We start from the raw sequence: 21,867 nt of genomic DNA, 5'->3' as shown, positions 1-21,867 counted from the left end.
GTTCACCAGAGCTGCCACCAGGCGCGTTCGCGTGCGGCCAGGCCCTCGGTGAGGAAGCGGCTGTTGGGGAAGTTCTTGCGCAGCACGCGGTCGGCGTCGTCGCGCAGCGCGGCCAACTCCAGCCGGTCGTAGCACTGGGTCAGGATGTACAGCGCCTCCTCCACGGCCGGCGCGGTCTGGAACTCGGTCACCGCGACCTGGGCGCGGTTGGCCGCCGCCACGTAGGCACCGCGGCGCAGGTAGTAGCGGGCCACGTGCACCTCGTAGGCCGCGAGCGAGTTGACGATGTAGTCCATGCGCTTGCGCGCGTCGTCGGCGTACTTCGACGTGGGGTACAGGTCCACCAGCTGCTTGAAGGCCTGCCAAGCGTCGCGCGACGCGCGCTGGTCGCGTTCGGAGATGTCCTGGCCGGCGAAGTTGCCGAGCAGGCCGAGGTCGTCGTTGAAGTGGATCACGCCGCGCAGGTAGAACGCGTAGTCCAGCGCCGCGCTCGACGGGTTGAGCTTGATGAAGCGCTCGATCGTGCTGAGCGCCTGGGCCTTCTCGCCGGTCTTCCAGTACAGGTACGCCAGATCCAGCTGCGCCTGCTGCGCCAGCAGGCCGCCTGCCGCGCGGCCTTCCACGCGCTGCAGGGCGCGGATGGCGCGCTCGTAGCCGCCGGCTTCCATGTCGTCCTTGGCCTCCGCATACAATTTTTCGGCGCTTTGGCCGGCAAATTCGTCCGGGGGCGTGGTGCCGCAGCCCGCAAGCTGCAGCGTGCCGAACAACAAGGCCACGAGCGCGGTGCGCCACGACAGGGAGAGCGTCATCGGGAATCGGGCTGGGCAGGAGCGGAAGACCGCGGATTATAGGGACGGCCCCCCGGCCGACCTGGGCGTGGCCGACGACGACGCGGCGCCCGAGCCCGGCGGCGACGGCCCTGTCGAGCGCCGCGCCGGCAGCGTCGGGGCGGCGCAGCACGGCGAGCGGCTCGACAAGGCCCTGGTCGCGCTGGCGCCCGAGTTCTCGCGCAGCCACCTGCAGCACCTCATCACCCTGGGCCACGTGCGGCTGGACGGGCAGGGCGCCGGCACCGCGTCGCGCCGCGTGCGCGCCGGCCAGCGGATCGAGGTCGACCTCGTGCCCACCGACGAGAGCCGCGCCTTCACGCCGCAGGCGATGGCGCTGACCGTCCTGTACGAAGACGCGCACCTGCTGGTGCTGGACAAGCCCGCCGGGCTGGTCGTGCACCCGGCGCCGGGCAACTGGTCGGGCACGCTGCTGAACGGCCTGCTCGCGCACCACGCGCTGGCCGCGACGCTGCCGCGCGGCGGCATCGTGCACCGGCTCGACAAGGACACCTCGGGCGTGATGATGGTCGGCAAGACGCTGCCCGCGGTGACGGCGCTGGTGCGCGACATCGCCGCGCGCGACGTGCACCGCAGCTACCTGGCGCTGGCGCACGGCGCGGTGCAGGACCAGACGATCGAGGCCCCGATCGGCCGCGATCCGGCAGTGCGCGTGCGCATGGCGGTGGTGGCCGGCGGCAAGCCCGCGCGCACCGATGTCGCGTGCCTGGCGCAGCAAGGCGGCGCGGCGGACATCAGCGCGCTGCGCTGCACGCTGCACACCGGCCGCACCCACCAGATCCGCGTGCACCTGGCGTGGCGCGGCCATCCGCTGGTGGCCGACGCGGTCTACGGCGGCAAGCCGGCGCTCGGCATGCAGCGCCAGGCCCTGCATGCGACGCGGCTGGAACTGGCGCATCCGGTCACGCGCGCGGCGCTGTCCTTCGCGTGCAGCCCCCCGCCCGATTTCGCGGCCGCCTGGGCTGCGGTGACAGGGGTTACACTACGCACCCATTGAGCCGTGAGCGCTGCTGGCATCCGATGCCGCGCGTCACGCTCCCGGGCAGCCCCCTGCCGCGACCAGACGTCGCCCCGGCGCCGCCACCCGTCCCAGACCACGACCGCCGCCCACGAGGCAGGCACCCTGAACCTCAGGCCATGAACACATCGGAGGCGAAACGCGTCCTCGAAACCGCGCTCATCTGCGCGGACAAGCCCATGCCGCTGCGCGAGCTGCGTGTGCTCTTCGACGACCAGGTCGGCGCCGACACCCTGCGCACCCTGCTCGACGAGCTCACGCGCGACTGGGAAGACCGCGGCGTCGAACTGGTGGCGCTGGCCTCGGGCTGGCGCTTTCAGAGCCGGCCCGAGATGCGCGAGTTCCTGGACCGCCTGCACCCCGAGAAACCGCCCAAGTACTCGCGTGCCGCGATGGAGACACTGGCCATCGTGGCCTACCGCCAGCCGGTGACGCGCGGGGACATCGAGGACATCCGCGGCGTCACCGTCAGCAGCCAGATCGTCAAGCAGCTCGAGGACCGCGGCTGGATCGAGGCCATCGGCTACCGCGAAGCCCCCGGCCGCCCGGCGCTGTACGCCACGACCAAGCAGTTCCTCGACGACCTCGGCCTGGCCAGCCTGGACCAGCTGCCGCCGATCGACGGCACGCTGCCCACCGCCGAGAGCTTCGAGGCCCTGTCGGCCCAGCCCTCGCTGCTGGAAGACGGCCCCGACGGCCAGACGGCCTTGCCGCTGGACGGCGAGGACGGCCCCGACACGGCGGTCGCGAGCCTGGCGCCGGCCGAACCCCCGATCGCACCGGCTCTTGACGAGTCGACCGCTCCACCCACCCCAGGTGATCCCGAATCCCTTCCCCCCACCGACGCGCCCGCATGAATCCGAACGACGCTGACAGCCCCTCGCCGGAGCCGACGACCGTCGACGCTCCGCCCGCCGACGACCAGACCACCGCCGACGCTGCGCCCAAGCGCAAGCGCGCACCGCGCAAGAAGGCGGAGCCGGCGGCGGCCGTGGAGCCGGCCGGTGCCGACGCGTCAGCCCCGGCCGAGGCCGTCGGCGCGCCGGCCGATGCCGCGCCCGCCCCGGTGCCGCGCAAGCGCACACGGCGTGCTCCGGCAGCCGACACCGTGGCCGCCGCCGACGCGCAGCCGCTGGTTGCCCTGAGCACGCCTGACCTGGCGCCGGCGGCCGAGCCCGTGGCCGCGCCGCGGCAGGCTGCGGAGCCCACCGCCGTGCCGCAGACCTCGGTCGAGCCCGGCACGACCCATGCGGCCGAGGCCGCGGCGGAGCCGGCCTCCGGAGCAGGCGACGACGCGGGGCCCGCCAACGCGGCCGAGACCGGCGCAGCGCCCGAAGGCGGCAAGCGCAGCCGCAACCGCCGTCGCGGCCGCCGTGGCGGCGACCGGGGCGACCGACCGCCGCGGGACGGCGCCATGCCGGCGGAGGGCCAGGTGGCCGGCGCCGACGACGCCACCGATGCCGAAACCGAAGCCGATGGCGCCGAGGCACGGCCCGTCATGCCCAAGGCGCCGCCGCCCGATGTCGGCGAGGTCTTCGCCCAGGTGCTGTCGGGCGCCTACGACGCCGAGCCGGCCGACGAGGAGATCGCGGCCGTCGCGCCGAAGCGCGTGCTGGCCGCCGAGCCCGACGCGCCCAAGCTGCACAAGGTGCTGGCGCAGGCCGGTGTCGGCTCGCGCCGCGACATGGAGCAGATGATCGTCGAGGGCCGCATCACGGTGAACGGCGAGCCGGCGCACATCGGCCAGCGCATCAGCTTCGGCGACCGCATCGCGGTGGGCGGCAAGCCGGTGCGCGTGCGCATCGCACCGCCGCCGCCGCGCGTGCTGGCGTACCACAAGCCCGCAGGCGAGGTCGTCACGCACGACGACCCCCAGCAGCGCCCCACCGTCTTCCGCCGCCTGCCGCGCCTGCAGCAGGGCAAGTGGCAATCGGTCGGCCGGCTCGACATCAACACCGAGGGCCTGCTGTTGTTCACGAACAGCGGCGAGCTCGCCAACCAGCTGATGCACCCGCGCTTCGGCGTCGAGCGCGAGTACGCCGTGCGCTCGCTGGGCGTGCTGGGTGAAGAGGCCAAGGCGCGGCTGCTGGAAGGTGTCGACATCGACGGCCAGCCCTGCGCCTTCAAGAGCATCGAAGACGGTGGCGGCGAAGGCGCCAACCACTGGTACCGCTGCGTCATCACCGAAGGCCGCAACCGCGAGGTGCGCAAGCTCTTCGAGGCCGTGGGCCACGCGGTGAGCCGGCTGATCCGCATCCGCTACGGCAGCGTCGTGCTGCCGCGCGGCCTGAAGCGCGGCGTGTGGGTCGACCTCGACGATGCCGACGTGCGCTCGCTGCGGCGCCAGACGGGCATCGCCGACCGCCCGGAGCGCGGCGAGCGTGGCGAGCGCCCCGACCGCGGCGAGAAGGCCGCCGACGGCGACCGCCGCAACCGCCGCGGCGGCAAGGGCGGACGCAACGGCCCGGCCGACCGCGGCGGCCGCGGCGCCCGCGGCCCGCGTCCGGACGGCGGTGCCGAGCGCGTCGAACGCGCCGAGCGGCCGGATCGTCCCGAACGCGGCGAGGGTGGGGCCATCCCCAACCCGCTGCAGCAGACCTACGACCGCCGCGCGATCCAGCTCGAACGCCAGCAGCGGCGCGAGATCCCCGAAGACGGCCCGATCCCGAACCCGCTGCAGCAGACCTACGACAAGCGCGCGCTGCAGCGCGACCGCCAGCCGGTGCGCGACGTGCCTGACGACGGCCCGATCCCCAACCCGCTGCAGCAAACTTACGACAAGCGCTTCGCCCAGCCCGGACGGGCCGACCGCGGGCTCGGAGGCGGCGGTGGGGGCGGCAACCGGGGCGGCGCGCGTGGAGGCCGCCCGAAGAAGGCCGGCGGCGGTGGTGGCGGTGGCCAGCCCGACCCGTTGAAGACAGCGGTCGGCTACATCGGCGGCGACGCCTTCCTGCGCAAGGGCGGTGGCGGCGGCGGTGGCCGCGGCGGCTCGCGCGGGGGGCGCAGCGGCGGTGGTGGCGGCGGAGGCGGCGGTGGTCGCGGGCGGCGCTGAAGCGCCTGCGCACTGCAGCCCACGCCGGCGCGCCGCATTCACACGCTAAACTCGAAGGTTTTGCCAAGTCCTTGATTCAGGAGCATTTTTCATCATGGCCATCGAACGCACCCTTTCCATCATCAAGCCCGACGCCGTGGCCAAGAACGTCATCGGCCAGATCTACGCCCGCTTCGAAGGCGCCGGCCTGAAGATCGTCGCCGCCCGCATGGCGCACCTCTCGCGCGGCGAGGCCGAGGCCTTCTACGCCGTGCACAAGGCGCGCCCGTTCTTCAACGACCTGGTCAGCTTCATGATCAGCGGTCCGGTGATGATTCAGGCACTGGAAGGCGAGAACGCCATCGCGAAGAACCGTGAGCTGATGGGCGCCACCGATCCCAAGAAGGCCGAGAAGGGCACGATCCGCGCCGACTTCGCCGACAGCATCGACGCCAACGCCGTGCACGGCAGCGACGCACCCGAGACCGCCGCGGTCGAGGTGGCGTTCTTCTTCCCCGGCATGAACGTCTACAGCCGCTGACGACATGACGGCCGTCAACCTGCTCGACTTCGATCTCGAGGGACTGACGGCCTTCTGCGACCGCCTGGGCGAGAAGCGCTTCCGCGCTGTCCAGCTGTTCCGCTGGATGCACCAGAAGGGCGCGTCCGACTTCGACCAGATGTCGGACCTGGCCAAGAGCCTGCGCGCCAAGCTCGCGGGCGTGGCCGAGATCCGCGCCCTGCCGCTGCTGAGCGAGCACGTCTCGTCCGACGGCACCATCAAGTGGCTCTTCGACGTCGGCGGCGGCAATGCCGTCGAGTCGGTCTACATCCCCGAAGACGACCGCGGCACGCTGTGCGTGTCGTCGCAGGCCGGCTGCGCCGTGGGCTGCCGCTTCTGCAGCACGGGACACCAGGGCTTCAGCCGCAACCTGGGCACGGCCGAGATCACGGCGCAGCTGTGGTTCGCCGAACACCGGCTGCGTCAGCGCGGCGCCGGGGCGACGGACAACGGCGCGACCCAGCGCGTCATCGACAACGTCGTGATGATGGGCATGGGCGAGCCGCTGCAGAACTACGCGGCGCTGGTGCCTGCGCTGCGCACGATGCTCGACGACCATGGCTACGGCCTGTCGCGCCGCCGCGTGACGGTGTCCACCTCGGGCGTGGTGCCCATGATCGACCGGCTGCGCGACGACTGCCCGGTGGCGCTGGCGGTGTCACTGCATGCACCCAACGACACGCTGCGCGAGGCGCTGGTGCCGCTGAACCGCAAGTACCCCATCGCCGAACTGCTCGACGCCTGCCTGCGCTACCTGGACCGGGCGCCGCGCGACTTCATCACCTTCGAGTACTGCATGCTCGACGGCGTGAACGACACGCCCGAGCTGGCGCAGGAACTGGTGCAGCTGGTGCGGCGCGTGCCGTGCAAGCTGAACCTGATCCCCTTCAACCCCTTCCCCGCGTCCGGGCTGAAGCGGTCGCCGCGCGAGCGCGTGACCGCCTTCGCCCGGGTGCTGCAGGACGCAGGCATCGTGACCACCATCCGCAAGACCCGGGGCGACGACATCGACGCGGCCTGCGGCCAGCTCGCCGGCGAGGTGCAGGACCGCACCAACGCCAGCCAGCGGCTGGAGCAGCGCCGCGCCAGCATTCCCATCGTCGCTGCCGGGCCGGGAGTCCGGGCATGACGGCGCGGCTGCTCGGATGGTGCGCCGCGCTCGTGCTGCTGGCCGGCTGCGTGGCGGTGCCGCAGCCGGGCGACCCGCGCGAGATCGTCACGGCGTCCGACCAGACCGACGCCAGCAAGCGTGCCGGCGTGCGGCTCGAACTCGCGGCCGCGTACTTCGCGCGTGGCCAGGGCACCACGGCGCTGGACGAGGTGAAGCTGGCCATCGCGGCCAAGCCCGACATGGCCGAGGCCTACAACCTGCGCGGCCTGATCTACGCCAGCCTGGGCGAGGTGCCGCTGGCCGAAGAGAGCTTCCAGCGTGCGCTGCAGCTGAACCCGCGTGATGCCGACACCATGCACAACTACGGCTTCTTCCTGTGCCAGCAGCGGCGCTACCCGGAAGCCGAGCGCCAGTTCACCAGCGCGCTGGACCAGCCGCAGTACCGCGACCCGCCGCGCACGCTGCTGGCCCAGGGCATCTGCCAGGCCCGCTCGGGTGACTTCGCGCGCGCCGAGCGCACGCTGTCCCGCAGCTACGAGCTGGACCCGGCCAACCCGGCGACCGCCTTCAACCTCAGCGAAGTGCTGATGCGCCGCGGCGAACTGGAGCGCGCCCGCTTCTACATCGGCCGCGTCAATGCCGTGCCGGAACTGTCCAACGCGCAGACCTTGTGGCTGGCCGCGCGCATCGAGCGCCGGCTGGGCAACCTCACCGGCGTGCAGGCCTTCGGCCGCCAGCTGCGCGAACGTTTTCCCCAGTCGCCCGAGGCGCTGAACTACGAACGGGGCCGATTCGATGACTGAGAGCGCCGACGCCGACAGCGGCGTCACGGCGGGCGGGCTGCTGCGGGCCGCGCGCGAGAAGCAGGGACTGCACATCGCTGCGCTGGCGGCGTCGATCAAGGTGGCACCGCGCAAGCTGGACGCGCTGGAGAACAACCGCTTCGACGAACTGCCCGACGCCACGTTCACGCGGGCGCTGGCGCAGACCGTGTGCCGTTCGCTCAAGATCGACCCGCTGCCGGTGCTGGCGCTGCTGCCGCCCGCGGATGCGAGTGCGCTGGACCACGTCGGCGGCTCGCTCAGCGAACCCTTCCGCGAACGCCCGGGCCGCGCCGACCCGGCCACGATGGCGGTGGCCGCCATCCGGCCGATGGTCTGGGCCGGCCTGCTGCTGCTGGTGGCGGCGGTGGCGGTGTACTTCGTGCCTGCGGACGTCTTCGCACCCGCGCCGGGCGGCGCCAGCGCACCCGGGGTGGCGTCGGCGGCCTCCGCAGGCGCATCGGCGCCCGGCATGTCCACCACCGTGATCGAGACCGTGCCGGTGCTCCCGGGCGCGGAGCCCGCCGAACCCGTGGCCTCGGCCGCCAGCGGGGCGGTCGCCGCGGCGGTCGCCGGCGCTGCCTCGGCGCCCGTGGTCGAGACCGTGTTCTCCGCACCGCCCCTGCAGGCGGCGGCCAGTGCGGCCTCGGATGCGGCCGCTGCCCTGCGCACGCTGGTGCAGCTGCGCGCCGACGAAGCCTCGTGGGTCGAGGTGCGCGACGGGCGCGGCCAGCTGCTGCTGTCGCGCACCGTGCAGGCCGGCGAAAGCGTGGGCTTCGACGGGCCCTTGCCGATCCGCATGACAATCGGCAACGCGCCGGCCACCCGCGTGAGCTTCCGCGGCAAGCCGGTCGACCTGGCCGCGTCCACGCGCGACAGCGTGGCCCGGCTCGAACTGCAGTGAGGTGCCTGCCATGAATGCTCCCGACGCCCTGCAACCCCTGGACAGCATCGCGCTGGCCGATCCCGCACCGCGCCGCACGCGCCAGGCCCGTGCCGTCTGGGGCAGCCGCGTCGTCACCATCGGCGGCGACGCGCCGGTCCGCATCCAGTCGATGACCAACACCGACACGGTCGACGTCATCGGCACGGCGATCCAGGTCAAGGAACTGGCCATCGCCGGCAGCGAGCTGGTGCGCATCACCGTCAACACGCCCGAAGCCGCCGAGGCCGTGCCGCACATCCGCGAGCAGCTCGACCGCATGGGCATCGACGTGCCCCTGGTCGGCGACTTCCACTTCAACGGCCACCGCCTGCTCACCGAGCATCCGGCGATGGCGCAGGCACTCAGCAAGTACCGCATCAACCCCGGCAACGTCGGCAAGGGCGACAAGCGCGACCGCCAGTTCGCGATGATGGTCGAGGCCGCCGCGAAGTACGACAAGTGCGTGCGCATTGGCGTCAACTGGGGCAGCCTCGACCAGGAACTGCTGGCGCAGCTGATGGACGAGAACGCGCTGCGCGCCGAACCCTGGGACGCCAAGCAGGTGATGTACCAGGCGCTGATCCAGTCGGCGCTGAGTTCTGCCGCGTACGCGCGCGATGTCGGGCTTGACCCGAACCAGATCATCATCAGCTGCAAGGTCAGCGGCGTGCGCGACCTGATCGCCGTGTACCGCGCGCTGAGCCGCCGCTGCGACTACGCGCTGCACCTGGGGCTGACCGAGGCCGGCATGGGCACCAAGGGCACGGTGGCCTCGGCCACGGCCCTGGGCGTGCTGCTGCAGGAAGGCATCGGCGACACGATCCGCGTCAGCCTCACGCCGCAGCCCGGCGAGGCGCGCACGCAGGAAGTGGTGGTCGCCGCCGAGATCCTGCAGTCGCTGGGCCTGCGCGCCTTCAACCCGAGCGTCACCGCGTGCCCGGGCTGCGGCCGCACCACCAGCACCACGTTCCAGGAACTCGCCAAGCAGATCGACGACTTCCTGCGCGCGCAGATGCCGGTGTGGAAGGCGAAGTACCCCGGCGTCGAGAACATGAAGGTGGCCGTGATGGGCTGCATCGTGAACGGCCCCGGCGAAAGCAAGCACGCCGACATCGGCATCAGCCTGCCCGGCACCGGCGAGGCCCCGGCGGCGCCTGTGTTCATCGACGGCCAGAAGGCGATGACGCTGCGCGGCGAGGGCATCGCCACCGAGTTCCACGCGATCGTCGAGAGCTACATCGAAAAGAGATTCGGAACCCCCCCGTAGCGCCTTCGGCGCTCCCCCCAGGGGGCGCCCCCGGCGGACCGGCGGAGCCGGATCCGCGGCGGCCGCTTGAACCCGACCACGACATTTCATGGCTGAACCCATCCAGGCCGTCAAAGGCATGAACGACATCCTGCCGCCGGACTCGGCGCGCTGGGAGTGGTTCGAGGACACCGTGCGCAAGCTGATGCGCCGCTACGCCTACCTGAACGTGCGCACGCCGATCGTCGAGCACACGCCGCTGTTCGTGCGCGGCCTGGGCGCCGTGACCGACATCGTCGAGAAGGAGATGTACTCCTTCGAGGACAGCATGAACGGCGACCACCTCACGCTGCGCCCCGAGGGCACGGCCGGCGTCGTGCGCGCGGTCGTCGAGCATTCGGCGCTGTACGACGGCGGCAAGCGGCTGTACTACATCGGCCCGATGTTCCGGCACGAGAAGCCGCAACGCGGCCGCTACCGGCAGTTCCACCAGGTCGGCGTCGAGGCGCTGGGCTTCGGCGGGCCCGATGTCGATGCCGAGGTCATCCTGATGTGCCGGGCGCTGTGGAAGGACCTGGGTCTGGGCGAGGTGCGGCTGGACATCAACAGCCTCGGCCAGCCCGAGGAGCGCCAGGCGCACCGCGCGGCGCTGATTGCGCACTTCGAGGCGCACCGCGACCAACTCGACGCCGAGGCGCAGCGCCGGCTGCACAGCAACCCGCTGCGCATCCTGGACACCAAGAACCCGGCGATGCAGTCGTTGGTGGAAGCCGCACCGAAGCTGATCGACTTCCTCGGCGAGGCCTCGCTGAAGCATTTCGACGGCCTGAAGGCCATGCTCGACGCCGCCGGGCAGCCGTACCGCATCAACCCGCGCCTGGTGCGCGGCATGGACTACTACAACCTGACCGTGTTCGAGTGGGTCACCGACAAGCTCGGCGCCCAGGGCACGATCTGCGGCGGCGGCCGCTACGACGGCCTGGTCGAGCTGATCGGCGGCAAGCCGGCACCCGGCATCGGCTGGGGCATGGGCATCGAACGCGTGCTCGACCTGCTGCAGCAGCTGCAGGTGAACCCGCCGCTGCCGGTGCCCGATGCCTACGCCGTCGTGCCCGATGCCGGCGCGCTGCCGCTGGTGACCTGCACCATCGAGGCCCTGCGCGAAGCCGGCGTCTGCGTGCAGCTGCACGCTGGCGGCGGCAGCATGAAGTCGCAGTTCAAGAAGGCCGACGCCAGCCAGGCGCGCTTCGCGCTGATCTTCGGCGGCGACGAGCTGGCGCTGGGCCAGGTGGCCGTGAAGCCGCTGCGCGACGCGTCTGCGGCGCAGATCCTGCGGCCGCTGGCCGACCCCGCGGCCTGGGCACACACGCTGCGCGCCCCATAATCGACGGTTTTTCCAGTCCACGATCCCATGGCGACACAACTCGACCTGCAAGAGCAGGAGCAACTCGACGCGCTCAAGGCGTTCTGGAAGCAGTACGGCAACCTCATCACCTGGCTGCTGATCCTGCTGCTGGGTGCCTATGCCGGCTGGAACGGCTGGAACTGGTGGCAGCGGGACCAGGCCATGAAGGCCAGCGCGATGTACGACGCGCTCGAGCAGGCCGCGCAGGCCGGCGACGCCGACCGCGCCGGCCGTGTGTTCGGCGACCTGAAGGAGCGTTACCCGCGCACCGCGTACGCGCCCCAGGCGGGGCTGGCCGCGGCCAAGCTGCAGTTCGACAAGGGCCAGGCCGACGCCGCCAAGGCCAGCCTCGCCTGGGTGGCCGACAACGCCGGCGAAGACGAGCTGCGCACCGTGGCGCGCCTGCGGCTGGCGGGCATGCTGGCCGAGGCCAAGCAGTTCGACGAGGCGCTGAAGCAGCTCGACGCGGCCAATGCCGCCGGCTTCGAGGCCCTGGTGGCGGACCGCCGTGGCGACGTGCTGTCGGCCGCCGGCCGCAAGGACGAGGCCAAGGCGGCGTACCAGGCGGCCTGGAAGGCGATGGACGAGAAGACCGAGTACCGCCGCCTCGTCGATGCCAAGCTGACGGCGCTGGGCGCCGCGCCCGAGGCACCGGCCTCCGCCGCCTCGGGGGCGGCACAGTGACCGTGCGCCCGGTGCGCCGGCCCGGGGCGGTGCTCTGGGCGGTGCTGCTGGCGTCGGCCCTGCTGGCCGCCTGCAGCAGCGACAAGCCGAAGCCGACGCCGCTGCAGCCGCTGACGCCCAGCATCGCCGGCAAGCAGGTGTGGTCGGCCGACATCGGCGACGTGCGGTTCCAGCTGGGCGTTCCGGTGCGCGACGGCAAGATCTTCGTCGCCGACAGCGGCGGCACCGTGCTGGCGCTGCAGGCCGACAGCGGCGCCGAGGTCTGGCGTGCCCAGGCCGGCGCCACGTTGTCCGCCGGTGTCGGCAGCGACGGGCGCTACGCCAGCGTCGTCACCGTCGACAACGAGGTGCTGGTCTTCGACGCCGGCAAGCTGCTGTGGCGCCAGCGCGTGCCCTCGCGCGTGGTGACGCCGCCGCTGGTGGCCGGCGAGCGGGTCTTCGTCAAGAGCGTCGATCGCGTCGTGCATGCCTTCGACGTGCTCGACGGCCGCCGCCTGTGGACGCTGCAGCGCCCGGGCGATGCGCTGACGCTGTCGCAGGCCGGCGTCGTCGCCGCCTACAAGAACACGCTGCTGGTGGGGCAGGGCGCGCGCCTGGCGGCGCTGGATCCGCTGCGCGGCACGCTGCAGTGGGAGGTGCCGATGGCCTCGCCGCGCGGCACCAACGAGGTCGAGCGCCTGGCCGACCTGCTGGGACCGGCGCTGCGCCTGGGCGACAAGGTGTGCGCGCGCGCGTTCCAGTCGGCGGTGGCCTGCGCCGACGCCGCGCGCGGTGCCCTGCTGTGGTCGCGCAACGCCGGCGGCACGCAGGCCGTGGGCGGGAGCGAGGAGATCGTCGTCGGTGCCGATGGCGCCGACCGCATCACGGCCTGGAAGACCGCCACCGGCGAGGTGCTGTGGGGCAACGAGCGCCTGCTGTACCGCCAGCTCAGCGGCATGCTGGTGGTCGGCCCCACGGTGGTCTTCGGCGACGTCGACGGCTACGTCCACTTCCTGTCGGCCGCCAGCGGCGAGCCGCAGCTGCGCCTGCCCACCGACGGCGAACCCGTCATCGCCACGCCGGTGCTCGCGGGCACCACGGTCGTGGTCGCCACGCGCAAGGGCGGCATCTTCGCCTTCCGTCCCAACTGAGAACGCCATGAAGCCGGTCATCGCCCTCGTCGGCCGGCCCAATGTGGGCAAGTCGACACTGTTCAACCGCATCACGAAGAGCCGCGACGCCATCGTGGCCGACTTCGCCGGCCTCACGCGCGACCGCCACTACGGCGACGCGAAGCTGGGCCCGCGCGAGTTCATCGTCGTCGACACCGGCGGCTTCGAGCCCGAGAAGCCCACCGGCGTGGTCGCCGAGATGGCCAAGCAGACGCGGCAGGCCGTGGCCGAGGCCGACGCGGTGATCTTCGTCACCGACGTGCGCGCCGGACTCTCGGCGCAGGACGCCGACATCGCGCGCTACCTGCGCACCCAGCAGAAGAAGGTGCTGCTGGCCGTGAACAAGGCCGAGGGCATGGCCGAGTCGCCGCTGCTGGCGGAGTTCCACGAGCTCGGCATCGGCGAGCCGCACCCGATCTCGGCCGCGCACGGGCAGGGCATCCGCAGCCTGCTCGAAGCGGCGCTGGACGACTTCTTTCCCGACGATGCCGACGACGACACCGAGGCGGCGGGCGACGAAGGCGACAAACCCATCCGGCTGGCCGTGGCCGGCCGCCCCAACGTCGGCAAGAGCACGCTGATCAACGCCTGGCTGGGCGAAGAGCGGCTGGTGGCGTTCGACCAGCCCGGCACCACGCGCGACGCCATCCACGTGCCGTTCGAGCGCGACGGGCGCAAGTTCGAGTTGATCGACACCGCCGGCCTGCGCCGCAAGGGCAAGGTCTTCGAGGCGATCGAGAAGTTCTCGGTGGTGAAGACGCTGCAGGCCATCTCGGACGCCAACGTGGTGCTGCTGCTGATCGACGCCACGCTCGGCGTGAGCGAGCAGGACGCGCACATCGCCGGCTACATCCTCGAGTCGGGCCGCGCCGTGGTGATCGCGGTGAACAAGTGGGACGCCACCGACGAGTACCAGCGCGAGCAGCTGCAGCGCTCCATCGAGAGCCGGCTGGCGTTCCTGAAGTTCGCGCCGGTGCTGCAGATCTCGGCGCGGCGCCGCACCGGCCTGACGGCGCTGTGGAAGTCCATCCTGGCGGCCCACGCCTCGGCCACCGTGAAGATGCCCACGCCGGTGCTGACGCGCCTGCTGCAGGACGCGGTGGAGCACCAGGCGCCGCGCCGCGACGGCAACTTCCGCCCCAAGATGCGCTATGCACACCAGGGGGGCATGAACCCGCCGCTGGTGGTGATCCACGGCAACTCGCTGGACCACATCACCGACGCCTACAAGCGCTATCTGGAAGGGCGCTTCCGCGAGCACTTCAAGCTCACCGGCACGCCGATGCGCATCGAGTTCCGCTCGGGCAAGAACCCCTTCGACGACCGCGCCCCCTAGGCCGTCGCGGCCGACAGCCTTTCAGGCGCTCCGGGTTGTCCCGTGTGATAACGTGAGCGCCTTCCCTAACACGGAGCATATCGTGAGCAACAAAGGTCAACTCTTGCAGGATCCCTTTCTCAATCTCCTGCGCAAAGAACATGTGCCGGTGTCGATCTATCTCGTCAACGGCATCAAGTTGCAGGGGCACATCGAATCGTTCGACCAGTACGTCGTGCTGCTGCGCAACACCGTGACGCAGATGGTCTACAAGCACGCGATCTCCACCGTCGTGCCCAGCCGTGCGGTGAACTTCCACGCCAACGAGAACAACGAGCCGGCCTGACGCCGGCGCGCACACGCTCCAACCGACCTTGAGTTCCGCTGCATCCCCGACCCCGCACGCCGCGGGCGGCCCCACGCGCGCCGTGCTCGTCGGAGTCGACCTCGGCGGGCACGCGCCTTTCGATCCGACGCTCGACGAACTGGCGCTGCTGGCCGAATCGGCCGGCGACGTGGCCGTCGCACGCATCATCGCGCGGCGCAAGGCGCCCGATGCGGCGTTGTTCGTGGGCTCGGGCAAGGCCGACGAGATCAAGGCCATGGTGGCAGCCACGGCCGCCCAGGGCGTGATCTTCGACCAGGCCCTGAGCCCGGCGCAGCAGCGCAACCTGGAGCAGCACCTGGGCTGCCCGGTGGCCGACCGCACCTCGCTGATCCTCGACATCTTCGGACAGCGCGCCCAAAGCCACGAAGGCAAGCTGCAGGTCGAACTGGCGCGGCTGCAGTACATGGCCACGCGGCTGGTGCGGCGCTGGAGCCACCTCGAGCGCCAGGCCGGCGGCATCGGCATGCGCGGCGGCCCGGGCGAGGCGCAGATCGAACTCGACCGGCGCATGATCGGCGACCGCATCAAGACCGTGAAGGATCGGCTCGAGAAGGTCAAGCGCCAGCGCGGCACGCAGCGCAAGGCACGCGAGCGGCGCGGCACCTTCCGCGTCTCGTTGGTGGGCTACACCAACGCGGGCAAGAGCACGCTCTTCAATGCGCTGGTGAAGGCCCGCAGCTACGCCGCGGACCAGCTGTTCGCCACGCTCGACACCACCACGCGGCAGCTCTGGCTGGCCGAAGCGGGCGGCAGCGTGTCGCTGTCGGACACCGTCGGGTTCATCCGCGACCTGCCGCACAAGCTGGTCGAGGCCTTCGAGGCCACGCTGCAAGAGGCGGCGGATGCCGACCTGCTGCTGCACGTTGTCGACGCCGCCAGCCCGAACCTGGCCGAGCAGATGGCCGAGGTCGAGCGCGTGCTGGCCGAGATCGGCGCCGACACCGTGCCGCAGGTGCTGGTCTACAACAAGTGCGACCTGCTGGACGACGCGGCGCAGCCCCGTGCCGACCACGACGAGGTCGAGGCGCATCCCGGCGTGCGCCGGCCCCGGGTCTTTGTCAGCGCACGCGACGGGCGCGGCCTGGACACCTTGCGGCAAGTCATCGCCGGCGTCGTCCGTGCCCGCCTGAACGTCGAACCGGTCGAACCGGTCACCACCGAATGAGCAACACACAACCTCCCAGCCGCCCCGCGTGGTGGCGTGCCGCCTTGTCGGGGCTCGTCTTCAACAACCGCAACGACGGCCCGCCCGATCTCGACGAGCTCTGGCGCGACTTCAACCGCAAGCTCAGCGGCCTGTTCGGCGGCAAGGGCGGCGGCGGTGGCGGCAACCGCCGGGACGAAGGTCCTGGCGGCGGCGGCGGCCCGTCGTTCCAGCCCGACATGAAGAGCGCAGGCATCGGTGCCGGCCTCATCGCGGGCGTCGTCGCGCTGGTGTGGCTGGGCAGCGGCTTCTTCATCGTGCAGGAAGGCCAGCAGGCGGTCGTCACCACCTTCGGCAAGTACAGCAGCACGGCCGATGCCGGTTTCCAGTGGCGCTTCCCGTACCCGATCCAGGCGCACGAGTCGGTGTCGGTGACGCAGCTGCGCTCGGTCGAGGTCGGCCGCAACACCGTGGTGCCCGCCACCGGGCTGCGCGACTCGTCGATGCTGACGCAGGACGAGAACATCGTCGACATCCGCTTCACCGTGCAATACCGGTTGAGCGACGCGCGCATGTACCTGTTCGAGAACCGCAGTCCCGACGAGGCCGTGGTGCAGGCCGCCGAGTCGGCCGTGCGCGAGATCGTCGGGCGCAGCAAGGTCGACTCGGTGCTGTACGAGCAGCGCGACGCGCTGGCCGCCGACCTGGTGAAGTCGATCCAGGCGCAACTCGAACGCCTGAAGGCCGGCATCATCATCGCCAACGTCAACGTGCAGAACGTGCAGGTGCCCGACTCGGTGCAGGCCGCGTTCAACGATGCCGTGAAGGCAGGCGCCGACCGCGACCGCTTCAAGAACGAAGGCCAGGCCTACGCCAGCGACGTGATCCCGAAGGCGCGCGGCACGGCCAGCCGCCTGCTGGAAGAAGCCGAAGGCTACCGCTCGCGGGTGGTGGCGCAGGCCGAAGGTGATGCGCAACGCTTCCGCTCGGTGCTGACCGAGTACCAGAAGGCGCCTGCCGTCACACGGGACCGCCTGTACCTCGAGACCATGCAGCAGGTGTACAGCAACGTGACCAAGGTGATGGTGGACACCCGGTCGGGCTCGAACCTGCTGTACCTGCCGCTGGACAAGCTGCTGCAGCAGTCGGGCACGGCGCCCGCCGCGGCGGCCCCGATGGCGGTACCGACACCGTCGCCCTTGGAGTCGGTGGGGCAGAACTCTGCTGCCGACATCCGTTCCCGCGACGGCGCGCGTGCGCGCGACCGCGAAGGCCGCTAACTCCCGGGCACAAGACACATGAACCGCATTGCCCTCATCGTTGCCGGCGCGCTGATCGCGCTGATGCTCGCCGGATCGGCGCTCTTCGTCGTCGACCAGCGCCAGGTCGCCGTGGTCTACGCCCTGGGCGAGATCAAGGAAGTCATCACCGAGCCCGGCCTGAAGTTCAAGCTGCCGCCGCCGTTCCAGAACGTGGTCTTCCTCGACAAGCGCATCCAGACCATGGACAGCCCGGAGACGCGCCCCATCTTCACCGCCGAAAAGAAGAGCCTGGTCATCGACTGGCTCGTGAAGTGGCGCATCACCGAGCCCCGGCAGTTCATCCGCAACAACGGCACCGACATCCGCAACCTGGAAAGCCGCCTGTCGCCCGTGGTGCAGGCCGCGTTCAACGAAGAGATCACCAAGCGCGACGTGCGCGGTGTGCTCTCCGGCGAGCGCGAGAAGATCATGACCGACGTGCGCAGCCGCCTGTCCGACGAAGCCAAGTCCTTCGGCATCGAAATCATCGACGTGCGCATCAAGCGTGTCGATTTCGTCGCCGACATCACCGACTCGGTCTACCGCCGCATGGAGTCCGAGCGCAAGCAGGTCGCGAACGAGCTCCGCTCGCAGGGTGCGGCCGAAGCCGAGAAGATCCGTGCCGACGCAGACCGCCAGCGCGAGGTCATCATTGCCGAGGCCTACCGCGACGCCCAGAAGGTCAAGGGCGAGGGCGACGCCAAGTCGAGTGCGCTGTACGCCGATGCCTTCGGCCGCGATCCGCAGTTCGCCAAGTTCTATCGCAGCCTGGAAGCGTACCGGTCCACCTTCCGCTCCAAGGGCGACATGATGGTGCTGGACCCGAGCAGCGAGTTCTTCGGCGCCATGCGCGGCACCGGCGGCAGCGCGCCGGCGGCTCCGCGCAAGTGATGTCGCGCGCCACGGCCTGACGCAGCGCGGCCGCACCCGGCACGATGGGCGACCTGCTGCTGGGTGCCGTGGCGCTGCTGCTGGTGCTGGAGGGCGTCCTGCCCTTCGTGAACCCGGGAGCCTGGCGCCGGGTGTTCGAGCAAGCCACCCGGTTGAGCGACGGTCAGTTGCGGTTCATCGGGCTCAGCAGCATCGTGCTCGGCCTGCTGCTGTTGGCGTTGTGGGCCTGAACCTGTCGCGGGCTGTGCCGCTGTCGCCTCCGTTCTAGGGGGAGGCGGGAACTTCTGAGTCAAGTGCCGGCTGGCACGCCACTAGCATGGGTCGTGCACGGCGGACATCACCGCTGGCCTCGACAGGAGCAACCCATGCAGATCCAACTTCGCCGCCTGGTGGCGGCGCTCGCCGGCCTCGTGCTGGTGGCCGGCACCGGCCTCGCCCGCGCCGACAACGACCGCGATCCCGCCCGCGCGCAGGCCGAACTGAAGGCGCAGATCGGCGACACCGACGCCGACACCGGCCCGGCGTTCTCGTTCGCAGGTCGGCAGTTCGCGAACCAGAAGGCCTTCATCGACAGCGGCGCACGCTGCTCGACGCGCCACGTCACCGACTTCGAACAGCAGCTGCACGAGCTCGCGCACGCCAGCTGGAAGCAGTCGCGCGTGTCGACCGGTCGCGCCGTGCTCGAGCGCGCGCCGGGCACGGTGGCGGTGCCGGTCTGGGTGCACGTCATCAACCGCGGCACCGGCATCTCCAATGGCGACGTGCCCGAGAGCCAGATCACCGCGCAGATGAACGTGCTGAACGCCGCATACGCGTCCACCGGCTCCCCGTTCTTCTTCACGCTGGCCGGCGTCACGCGCACCACGAACGCCACCTGGTACACGATGACGCCCGGCTCCACAGCCGAGAGCCAGGCCAAGGCCGCGCTGCGCGTCGGCGGCCCGGGCACGCTCAACATGTACCTGGCGAGCCCGGGGCAGGGGCTGCTCGGCTGGGCGACGTTCCCGACCGACTACGCCAGCCGGCCGTCGATGGACGGCGTCGTGGTGCTCAACACCTCCGTGCCTGGCGGCACGGCCGCGCCGTACAACGAAGGCGACACGGCCACGCACGAGGTCGGTCATTGGCTGGGCCTCTACCACACGTTCCAGGGTGGCTGCACGACCCGCAACGACCAGGTCACCGACACGCCGGCCGAGCGGTCTGCGGCTTTCGGTTGTCCTGTTGGTCGTGACAGCTGCGCCGGCCGCCGCTACCCGGGCCTGGACCCGATCACGAACTTCATGGACTACACCGACGACAGCTGCATGAACACCTTCAGCGGCGGTCAGGTGGCGCGCATGGACAGCCTGCACCAGCAGTACCGCCCGACGCCCTGACCGGCGACACGGCGTGCGGGGCACGAGCCCCGGCCACCGGCGCGCGCCGTGCGCGCCGGTGGGCCCCGTACAATGCCGTTTTCAATCGCCGGTGAACTTTGCATGCTCTCTGCTTGGCTGCTGCCCGAGCACATCGCCGACGTGCTGCCCGCCCAGGCGCGGCGCATCGAAGACCTGCGGCGCTCGCTGCTCGACCGCGCCCGCGGCTACGGTTTCGAGCTGGTCATGCCCCCGCTGCTGGAGCACCTGGAGTCGCTGCTGTCGGGCACGGGCCGTGAGCTCGACCTGAAGACCTTCAAGCTGGTCGACCAGCTCAGCGGCCGCACGCTGGGCCTGCGTGCCGACACCACGCCGCAGGCCGCGCGCATCGACGCCCACCTGCTGAACCGCGAAGGCGTGACCCGCCTGTGCTATTGCGGCCCGGTGCTGCACACCCGCCCGGCCGGCCTGAATGCCACGCGCGAGCCATTGCAGTTCGGTGCCGAGATCTTCGGCCATGCAGGGCTCGAAGCCGACCTGGAAGTGATGGAGCTGGCGCTCGACGGCTTGCAGGCCGCCGGCTTGCAGGATCTGGTGATCGACCTGGCCGATGCACGCGTGCTGCGCGGCCTCTTCGCCGGCGCGCCGGTCGACGCCGTGCAGCTGCAGGACCTGGTGGCGGCGCTGTCCGACAAGGACGCGTCGGCTGTCGAGCAGCTGTCGGCGGGCCTGCCGGACCAGACGCGGCAATCGTTGCGCGCGCTGCTGCGCCTGTACGGCGGCACCGAAGTGCTGGCGGCAGCGCAGGAACAGCTGCCGGCGCGGCCGCTGGTGCGCACGGCGCTGGAACAGCTGCAGTGGCTGGCCACGCACCTGGCCAGCGCCTACCCGGGGCTGCGCATCGGCTTCGACCTGTCGGACATGAGCGGCTACGCGTACTACAGCGGCACGCGCTTCGCGGTGTATGCCGCCGGTAGCAGCGACGCGCTGGCGCGTGGTGGCCGCTACGACGAGGTCGGTGCCGTCTTCGGCCGCAACCGCCCCGCCGTCGGCTTCAGCCTGGACCTGAAGGCGTTGTCCGAACTCGGCCGGCCCGTGGCCGCCGGCCGCGCGATCCGTGCCCCGTGGGGCGAAGACGCCGCGTTGCGCGCTGCCGTGCGCCAGCTGCGGGCCGCGGGCGAAACCGTCATCGCCATGCTGCCGGGCCACGAGGTGGAGGCGCAGGCCTTCGAATGCGACCGCGAGCTGGTGCTCGCCGGCGGCCAGTGGCAGCTGCGCACCGTTTCTTGAATCACGAGGACGCTTTGAACATGCAAGCAGGTTTCCGGCCCACCGCGGGTCGCAACGTCGTCGTCGTCGGCACCCAGTGGGGCGACGAAGGCAAGGGCAAGATCGTCGACTGGATGACCGACCACGCGCAGGGCGTGGTGCGCTTCCAGGGCGGCCACAACGCCGGCCACACGCTGGTCATCGCCGGGCGCAAGACCGCGCTGCAGCTCATCCCCTCGGGCGTCATGCGCGAGGGCGTGGCCTGCTACATCGGCAACGGGGTCGTCGTCGACCCGGCACACCTGCTGGTCGAGATCGCGCGCATCGAGGCGCTGGGCATCGACGTGCGTTCGCGCCTGTTCCTGTCCGAGGCCTGTCCGCTGATCCTGCCGTTCCACGTGGCGCTGGACAGCGCCCGGGAAGGCCGGCGCGAGAGCAGCGGCAGCGGCAAGATCGGCACCACCGGCAAGGGCATCGGCCCGGCCTACGAGGACAAGGTGGCGCGACGCGCGTTGCGGGTGCAGGACCTGAAGCATCCGGCGCGCTTCGAAGCGAAGCTGCGTGAGCTCGTGGAACTGCACAACACCGAGCTGGCCTACCTCGGCGCGCAGCAGGTCGACTGGAAACCGGTGCTCGACGGCGCCCTGCAGGCCGCCGAACAACTGCGCCCGCTGATGGCCGACGTGGGCTACCGCCTGCACCAGGCGCATGCGCAGGGCCAGAACCTGCTGTTCGAGGGTGCGCAGGGCACGCTGCTGGACATCGACCACGGCACGTATCCATACGTCACGTCCAGCAACTGCGTGGCCGGCAATGCCGCAGCCGGCTCGGGCGTCGGGCCGGGCATGCTGCACTACGTGCTGGGCATCACCAAGGCCTACACCACGCGGGTCGGCGGCGGTCCCTTCCCGACCGAGCTCGACATCGACACCGCCGGCAGCGTTGGCCACCACTTCAGCACCGTGGGGCAGGAGCGCGGCACCGTGACCGGCCGGGCGCGCCGCTGCGGCTGGCTCGACGCCGCCGCGCTCAAGCGCAGCATCATCATCAACGGCGTCTCTGGCCTGTGCATCACCAAGCTCGACGTGCTCGACGGCCTGCCCGAGATCCAGATCTGCACCGGCTACAGGCTCGGCGACCGCACGCTCGACGTGCTGCCGCTGGACGCCGACGAGGTGGTCGAGTGCGTGCCGATCTACGAGACGATGGCGGGCTGGAGCGAGACCACCGCCGGCCTCACCAACTGGGAGCAGCTGCCGCGCAACGCGCGCCTGTACCTGGAACGCGTGCAGGCGCTGATCGGCGCGCCGATCGACATGGTGTCCACCGGTCCCGATCGCGTGCACACCATCCTGCTCCGCCACCCCTTCCGCGCCTGAAGCGCACGACGGCATCACCA

The 21,867-nt window shown here is 71.1% G+C and carries 21 protein-coding genes; 20 read left to right on the top strand and 1 reads right to left on the bottom strand.

What is annotated here, in order from left to right; all coding sequences use genetic code 11:
• Nucleotides 1–2 precede the first annotated feature (2 nt).
• Nucleotides 3–809: an outer membrane protein assembly factor BamD gene (locus ACPOLB_RS02530; protein WP_425259724.1), complete on the bottom strand. Its 807-nt coding sequence runs from the start codon at nt 807–809 to the stop codon at nt 3–5.
• A 67-nt stretch (nt 810–876) separates the two neighbouring features.
• On the opposite strand from ACPOLB_RS02530, the gene ACPOLB_RS02525 reads away from it, so the two are divergent.
• From ACPOLB_RS02525 to ACPOLB_RS02430, 20 genes are all read left to right on the top strand, one after another.
• Nucleotides 877–1,845: an RluA family pseudouridine synthase gene (locus ACPOLB_RS02525; RefSeq protein ID WP_425259723.1), complete on the top strand. Its 969-nt coding sequence runs from the start codon at nt 877–879 to the stop codon at nt 1,843–1,845.
• Nucleotides 1,846–1,985: 140 nt separating this feature from the next.
• A complete protein-coding gene (gene scpB / locus ACPOLB_RS02520; RefSeq protein WP_425259722.1) occupies nt 1,986–2,723 on the top strand; it encodes an SMC-Scp complex subunit ScpB in 738 nt (245 codons plus the stop codon).
• Nucleotides 2,720–4,918 (top strand): pseudouridine synthase, encoded by a 2,199-nt coding sequence (locus tag ACPOLB_RS02515; protein WP_425259721.1) that lies wholly within the window; start codon nt 2,720–2,722, stop codon nt 4,916–4,918. Before scpB ends, ACPOLB_RS02515 begins: the two co-directional genes overlap by 4 nt.
• Nucleotides 4,919–5,012: 94 nt before the next feature.
• A complete protein-coding gene (ndk, locus tag ACPOLB_RS02510) occupies nt 5,013–5,438 on the top strand; it encodes a nucleoside-diphosphate kinase (protein ID WP_425259720.1) in 426 nt (141 codons plus the stop codon).
• Between the two features lie 4 nt (nt 5,439–5,442).
• Nucleotides 5,443–6,588 carry a 23S rRNA (adenine(2503)-C(2))-methyltransferase RlmN gene (gene rlmN, locus ACPOLB_RS02505; RefSeq protein ID WP_425259719.1) on the top strand — a complete coding sequence of 382 codons (1,146 nt, stop codon included), beginning with the start codon at nt 5,443–5,445 and terminating at the stop codon, nt 6,586–6,588.
• Nucleotides 6,585–7,373, top strand: coding sequence for a type IV pilus biogenesis/stability protein PilW (gene pilW / locus ACPOLB_RS02500; protein WP_425259718.1), 789 nt, complete (start codon nt 6,585–6,587; stop codon nt 7,371–7,373). Before rlmN ends, pilW begins: the two co-directional genes overlap by 4 nt.
• On the top strand, nt 7,366–8,295 hold the full coding sequence (locus ACPOLB_RS02495; protein WP_425259717.1) for a helix-turn-helix domain-containing protein: 930 nt from the start codon (nt 7,366–7,368) through the stop codon (nt 8,293–8,295). Before pilW ends, ACPOLB_RS02495 begins: the two co-directional genes overlap by 8 nt.
• A gap of 10 nt (nt 8,296–8,305) precedes the next feature.
• Nucleotides 8,306–9,583, top strand: coding sequence for a flavodoxin-dependent (E)-4-hydroxy-3-methylbut-2-enyl-diphosphate synthase (gene ispG / locus ACPOLB_RS02490; protein WP_425259716.1), 1,278 nt, complete (start codon nt 8,306–8,308; stop codon nt 9,581–9,583).
• Between the two features lie 88 nt (nt 9,584–9,671).
• A complete protein-coding gene (gene hisS / locus ACPOLB_RS02485) occupies nt 9,672–10,946 on the top strand; it encodes a histidine--tRNA ligase (RefSeq protein ID WP_425259715.1) in 1,275 nt (424 codons plus the stop codon).
• Nucleotides 10,947–10,973: 27 nt separating this feature from the next.
• Nucleotides 10,974–11,651: a YfgM family protein gene (locus ACPOLB_RS02480; protein WP_425259714.1), complete on the top strand. Its 678-nt coding sequence runs from the start codon at nt 10,974–10,976 to the stop codon at nt 11,649–11,651.
• Nucleotides 11,648–12,781 (top strand): outer membrane protein assembly factor BamB, encoded by a 1,134-nt coding sequence (gene bamB / locus ACPOLB_RS02475; RefSeq protein WP_425259713.1) that lies wholly within the window; start codon nt 11,648–11,650, stop codon nt 12,779–12,781. Before ACPOLB_RS02480 ends, bamB begins: the two co-directional genes overlap by 4 nt.
• 7 nt (nt 12,782–12,788) lie before the next feature.
• Nucleotides 12,789–14,138: a ribosome biogenesis GTPase Der gene (der, locus tag ACPOLB_RS02470; RefSeq protein WP_425259712.1), complete on the top strand. Its 1,350-nt coding sequence runs from the start codon at nt 12,789–12,791 to the stop codon at nt 14,136–14,138.
• Between the two features lie 82 nt (nt 14,139–14,220).
• The gene (hfq, locus tag ACPOLB_RS02465) at nt 14,221–14,463 is read left to right on the top strand and encodes an RNA chaperone Hfq (RefSeq protein ID WP_425259711.1); all 243 of its coding nucleotides are present in this window, start codon (nt 14,221–14,223) and stop codon (nt 14,461–14,463) included.
• Between the two features lie 28 nt (nt 14,464–14,491).
• Complete coding sequence (gene hflX / locus ACPOLB_RS02460; protein ID WP_425259710.1) at nt 14,492–15,670, top strand: GTPase HflX; 1,179 nt, start codon at nt 14,492–14,494, stop codon at nt 15,668–15,670.
• Nucleotides 15,667–16,929, top strand: a complete 1,263-nt coding sequence (gene hflK, locus ACPOLB_RS02455) for an FtsH protease activity modulator HflK (protein ID WP_425259709.1) — start codon at nt 15,667–15,669, stop codon at nt 16,927–16,929. The genes hflX and hflK overlap by 4 nt, the downstream gene beginning before the upstream one ends.
• 18 nt (nt 16,930–16,947) lie before the next feature.
• A complete protein-coding gene (gene hflC, locus ACPOLB_RS02450; protein WP_425259708.1) occupies nt 16,948–17,841 on the top strand; it encodes a protease modulator HflC in 894 nt (297 codons plus the stop codon).
• A 44-nt stretch (nt 17,842–17,885) separates the two neighbouring features.
• Nucleotides 17,886–18,071 (top strand): DUF2065 domain-containing protein, encoded by a 186-nt coding sequence (locus ACPOLB_RS02445; protein WP_425259707.1) that lies wholly within the window; start codon nt 17,886–17,888, stop codon nt 18,069–18,071.
• Between the two features lie 135 nt (nt 18,072–18,206).
• Nucleotides 18,207–19,220 carry a zinc metalloprotease gene (locus ACPOLB_RS02440; protein ID WP_425259706.1) on the top strand — a complete coding sequence of 338 codons (1,014 nt, stop codon included), beginning with the start codon at nt 18,207–18,209 and terminating at the stop codon, nt 19,218–19,220.
• Between the two features lie 102 nt (nt 19,221–19,322).
• Nucleotides 19,323–20,489, top strand: a complete 1,167-nt coding sequence (locus ACPOLB_RS02435) for an ATP phosphoribosyltransferase regulatory subunit (RefSeq protein WP_425259705.1) — start codon at nt 19,323–19,325, stop codon at nt 20,487–20,489.
• Nucleotides 20,490–20,509: 20 nt separating this feature from the next.
• The gene (locus tag ACPOLB_RS02430) at nt 20,510–21,847 is read left to right on the top strand and encodes an adenylosuccinate synthase (RefSeq protein ID WP_425259704.1); all 1,338 of its coding nucleotides are present in this window, start codon (nt 20,510–20,512) and stop codon (nt 21,845–21,847) included.
• Nucleotides 21,848–21,867 lie beyond the last annotated feature (20 nt).

The sequence above is a fragment of the Rubrivivax soli genome, assembly GCF_049810355.1.
Taxonomy (GTDB): Bacteria; Pseudomonadota; Gammaproteobacteria; order Burkholderiales; family Burkholderiaceae_C; genus Rubrivivax.
Note: the sequence above shows the minus strand (reverse complement) of the source record. Positions and strands in the feature narration are given on the sequence as shown.

Coding starts and splice junctions, on each gene's coding strand:
- ACPOLB_RS02530 (WP_425259724.1), bottom strand. CDS start 809: ATGACGCTCTCCCTGTCGTGGCGCACCGCGCTCGTGGCCTTGTTGTTC.
- scpB (WP_425259722.1), top strand. CDS start 1,986: ATGAACACATCGGAGGCGAAACGCGTCCTCGAAACCGCGCTCATCTGC.
- ACPOLB_RS02515 (WP_425259721.1), top strand. CDS start 2,720: ATGAATCCGAACGACGCTGACAGCCCCTCGCCGGAGCCGACGACCGTC.
- ndk (WP_425259720.1), top strand. CDS start 5,013: ATGGCCATCGAACGCACCCTTTCCATCATCAAGCCCGACGCCGTGGCC.
- rlmN (WP_425259719.1), top strand. CDS start 5,443: ATGACGGCCGTCAACCTGCTCGACTTCGATCTCGAGGGACTGACGGCC.
- pilW (WP_425259718.1), top strand. CDS start 6,585: ATGACGGCGCGGCTGCTCGGATGGTGCGCCGCGCTCGTGCTGCTGGCC.
- ACPOLB_RS02495 (WP_425259717.1), top strand. CDS start 7,366: ATGACTGAGAGCGCCGACGCCGACAGCGGCGTCACGGCGGGCGGGCTG.
- ispG (WP_425259716.1), top strand. CDS start 8,306: ATGAATGCTCCCGACGCCCTGCAACCCCTGGACAGCATCGCGCTGGCC.
- hisS (WP_425259715.1), top strand. CDS start 9,672: ATGGCTGAACCCATCCAGGCCGTCAAAGGCATGAACGACATCCTGCCG.
- ACPOLB_RS02480 (WP_425259714.1), top strand. CDS start 10,974: ATGGCGACACAACTCGACCTGCAAGAGCAGGAGCAACTCGACGCGCTC.
- der (WP_425259712.1), top strand. CDS start 12,789: ATGAAGCCGGTCATCGCCCTCGTCGGCCGGCCCAATGTGGGCAAGTCG.
- hflK (WP_425259709.1), top strand. CDS start 15,667: ATGAGCAACACACAACCTCCCAGCCGCCCCGCGTGGTGGCGTGCCGCC.
- hflC (WP_425259708.1), top strand. CDS start 16,948: ATGAACCGCATTGCCCTCATCGTTGCCGGCGCGCTGATCGCGCTGATG.
- ACPOLB_RS02445 (WP_425259707.1), top strand. CDS start 17,886: ATGGGCGACCTGCTGCTGGGTGCCGTGGCGCTGCTGCTGGTGCTGGAG.
- ACPOLB_RS02440 (WP_425259706.1), top strand. CDS start 18,207: ATGCAGATCCAACTTCGCCGCCTGGTGGCGGCGCTCGCCGGCCTCGTG.
- ACPOLB_RS02435 (WP_425259705.1), top strand. CDS start 19,323: ATGCTCTCTGCTTGGCTGCTGCCCGAGCACATCGCCGACGTGCTGCCC.
- ACPOLB_RS02430 (WP_425259704.1), top strand. CDS start 20,510: ATGCAAGCAGGTTTCCGGCCCACCGCGGGTCGCAACGTCGTCGTCGTC.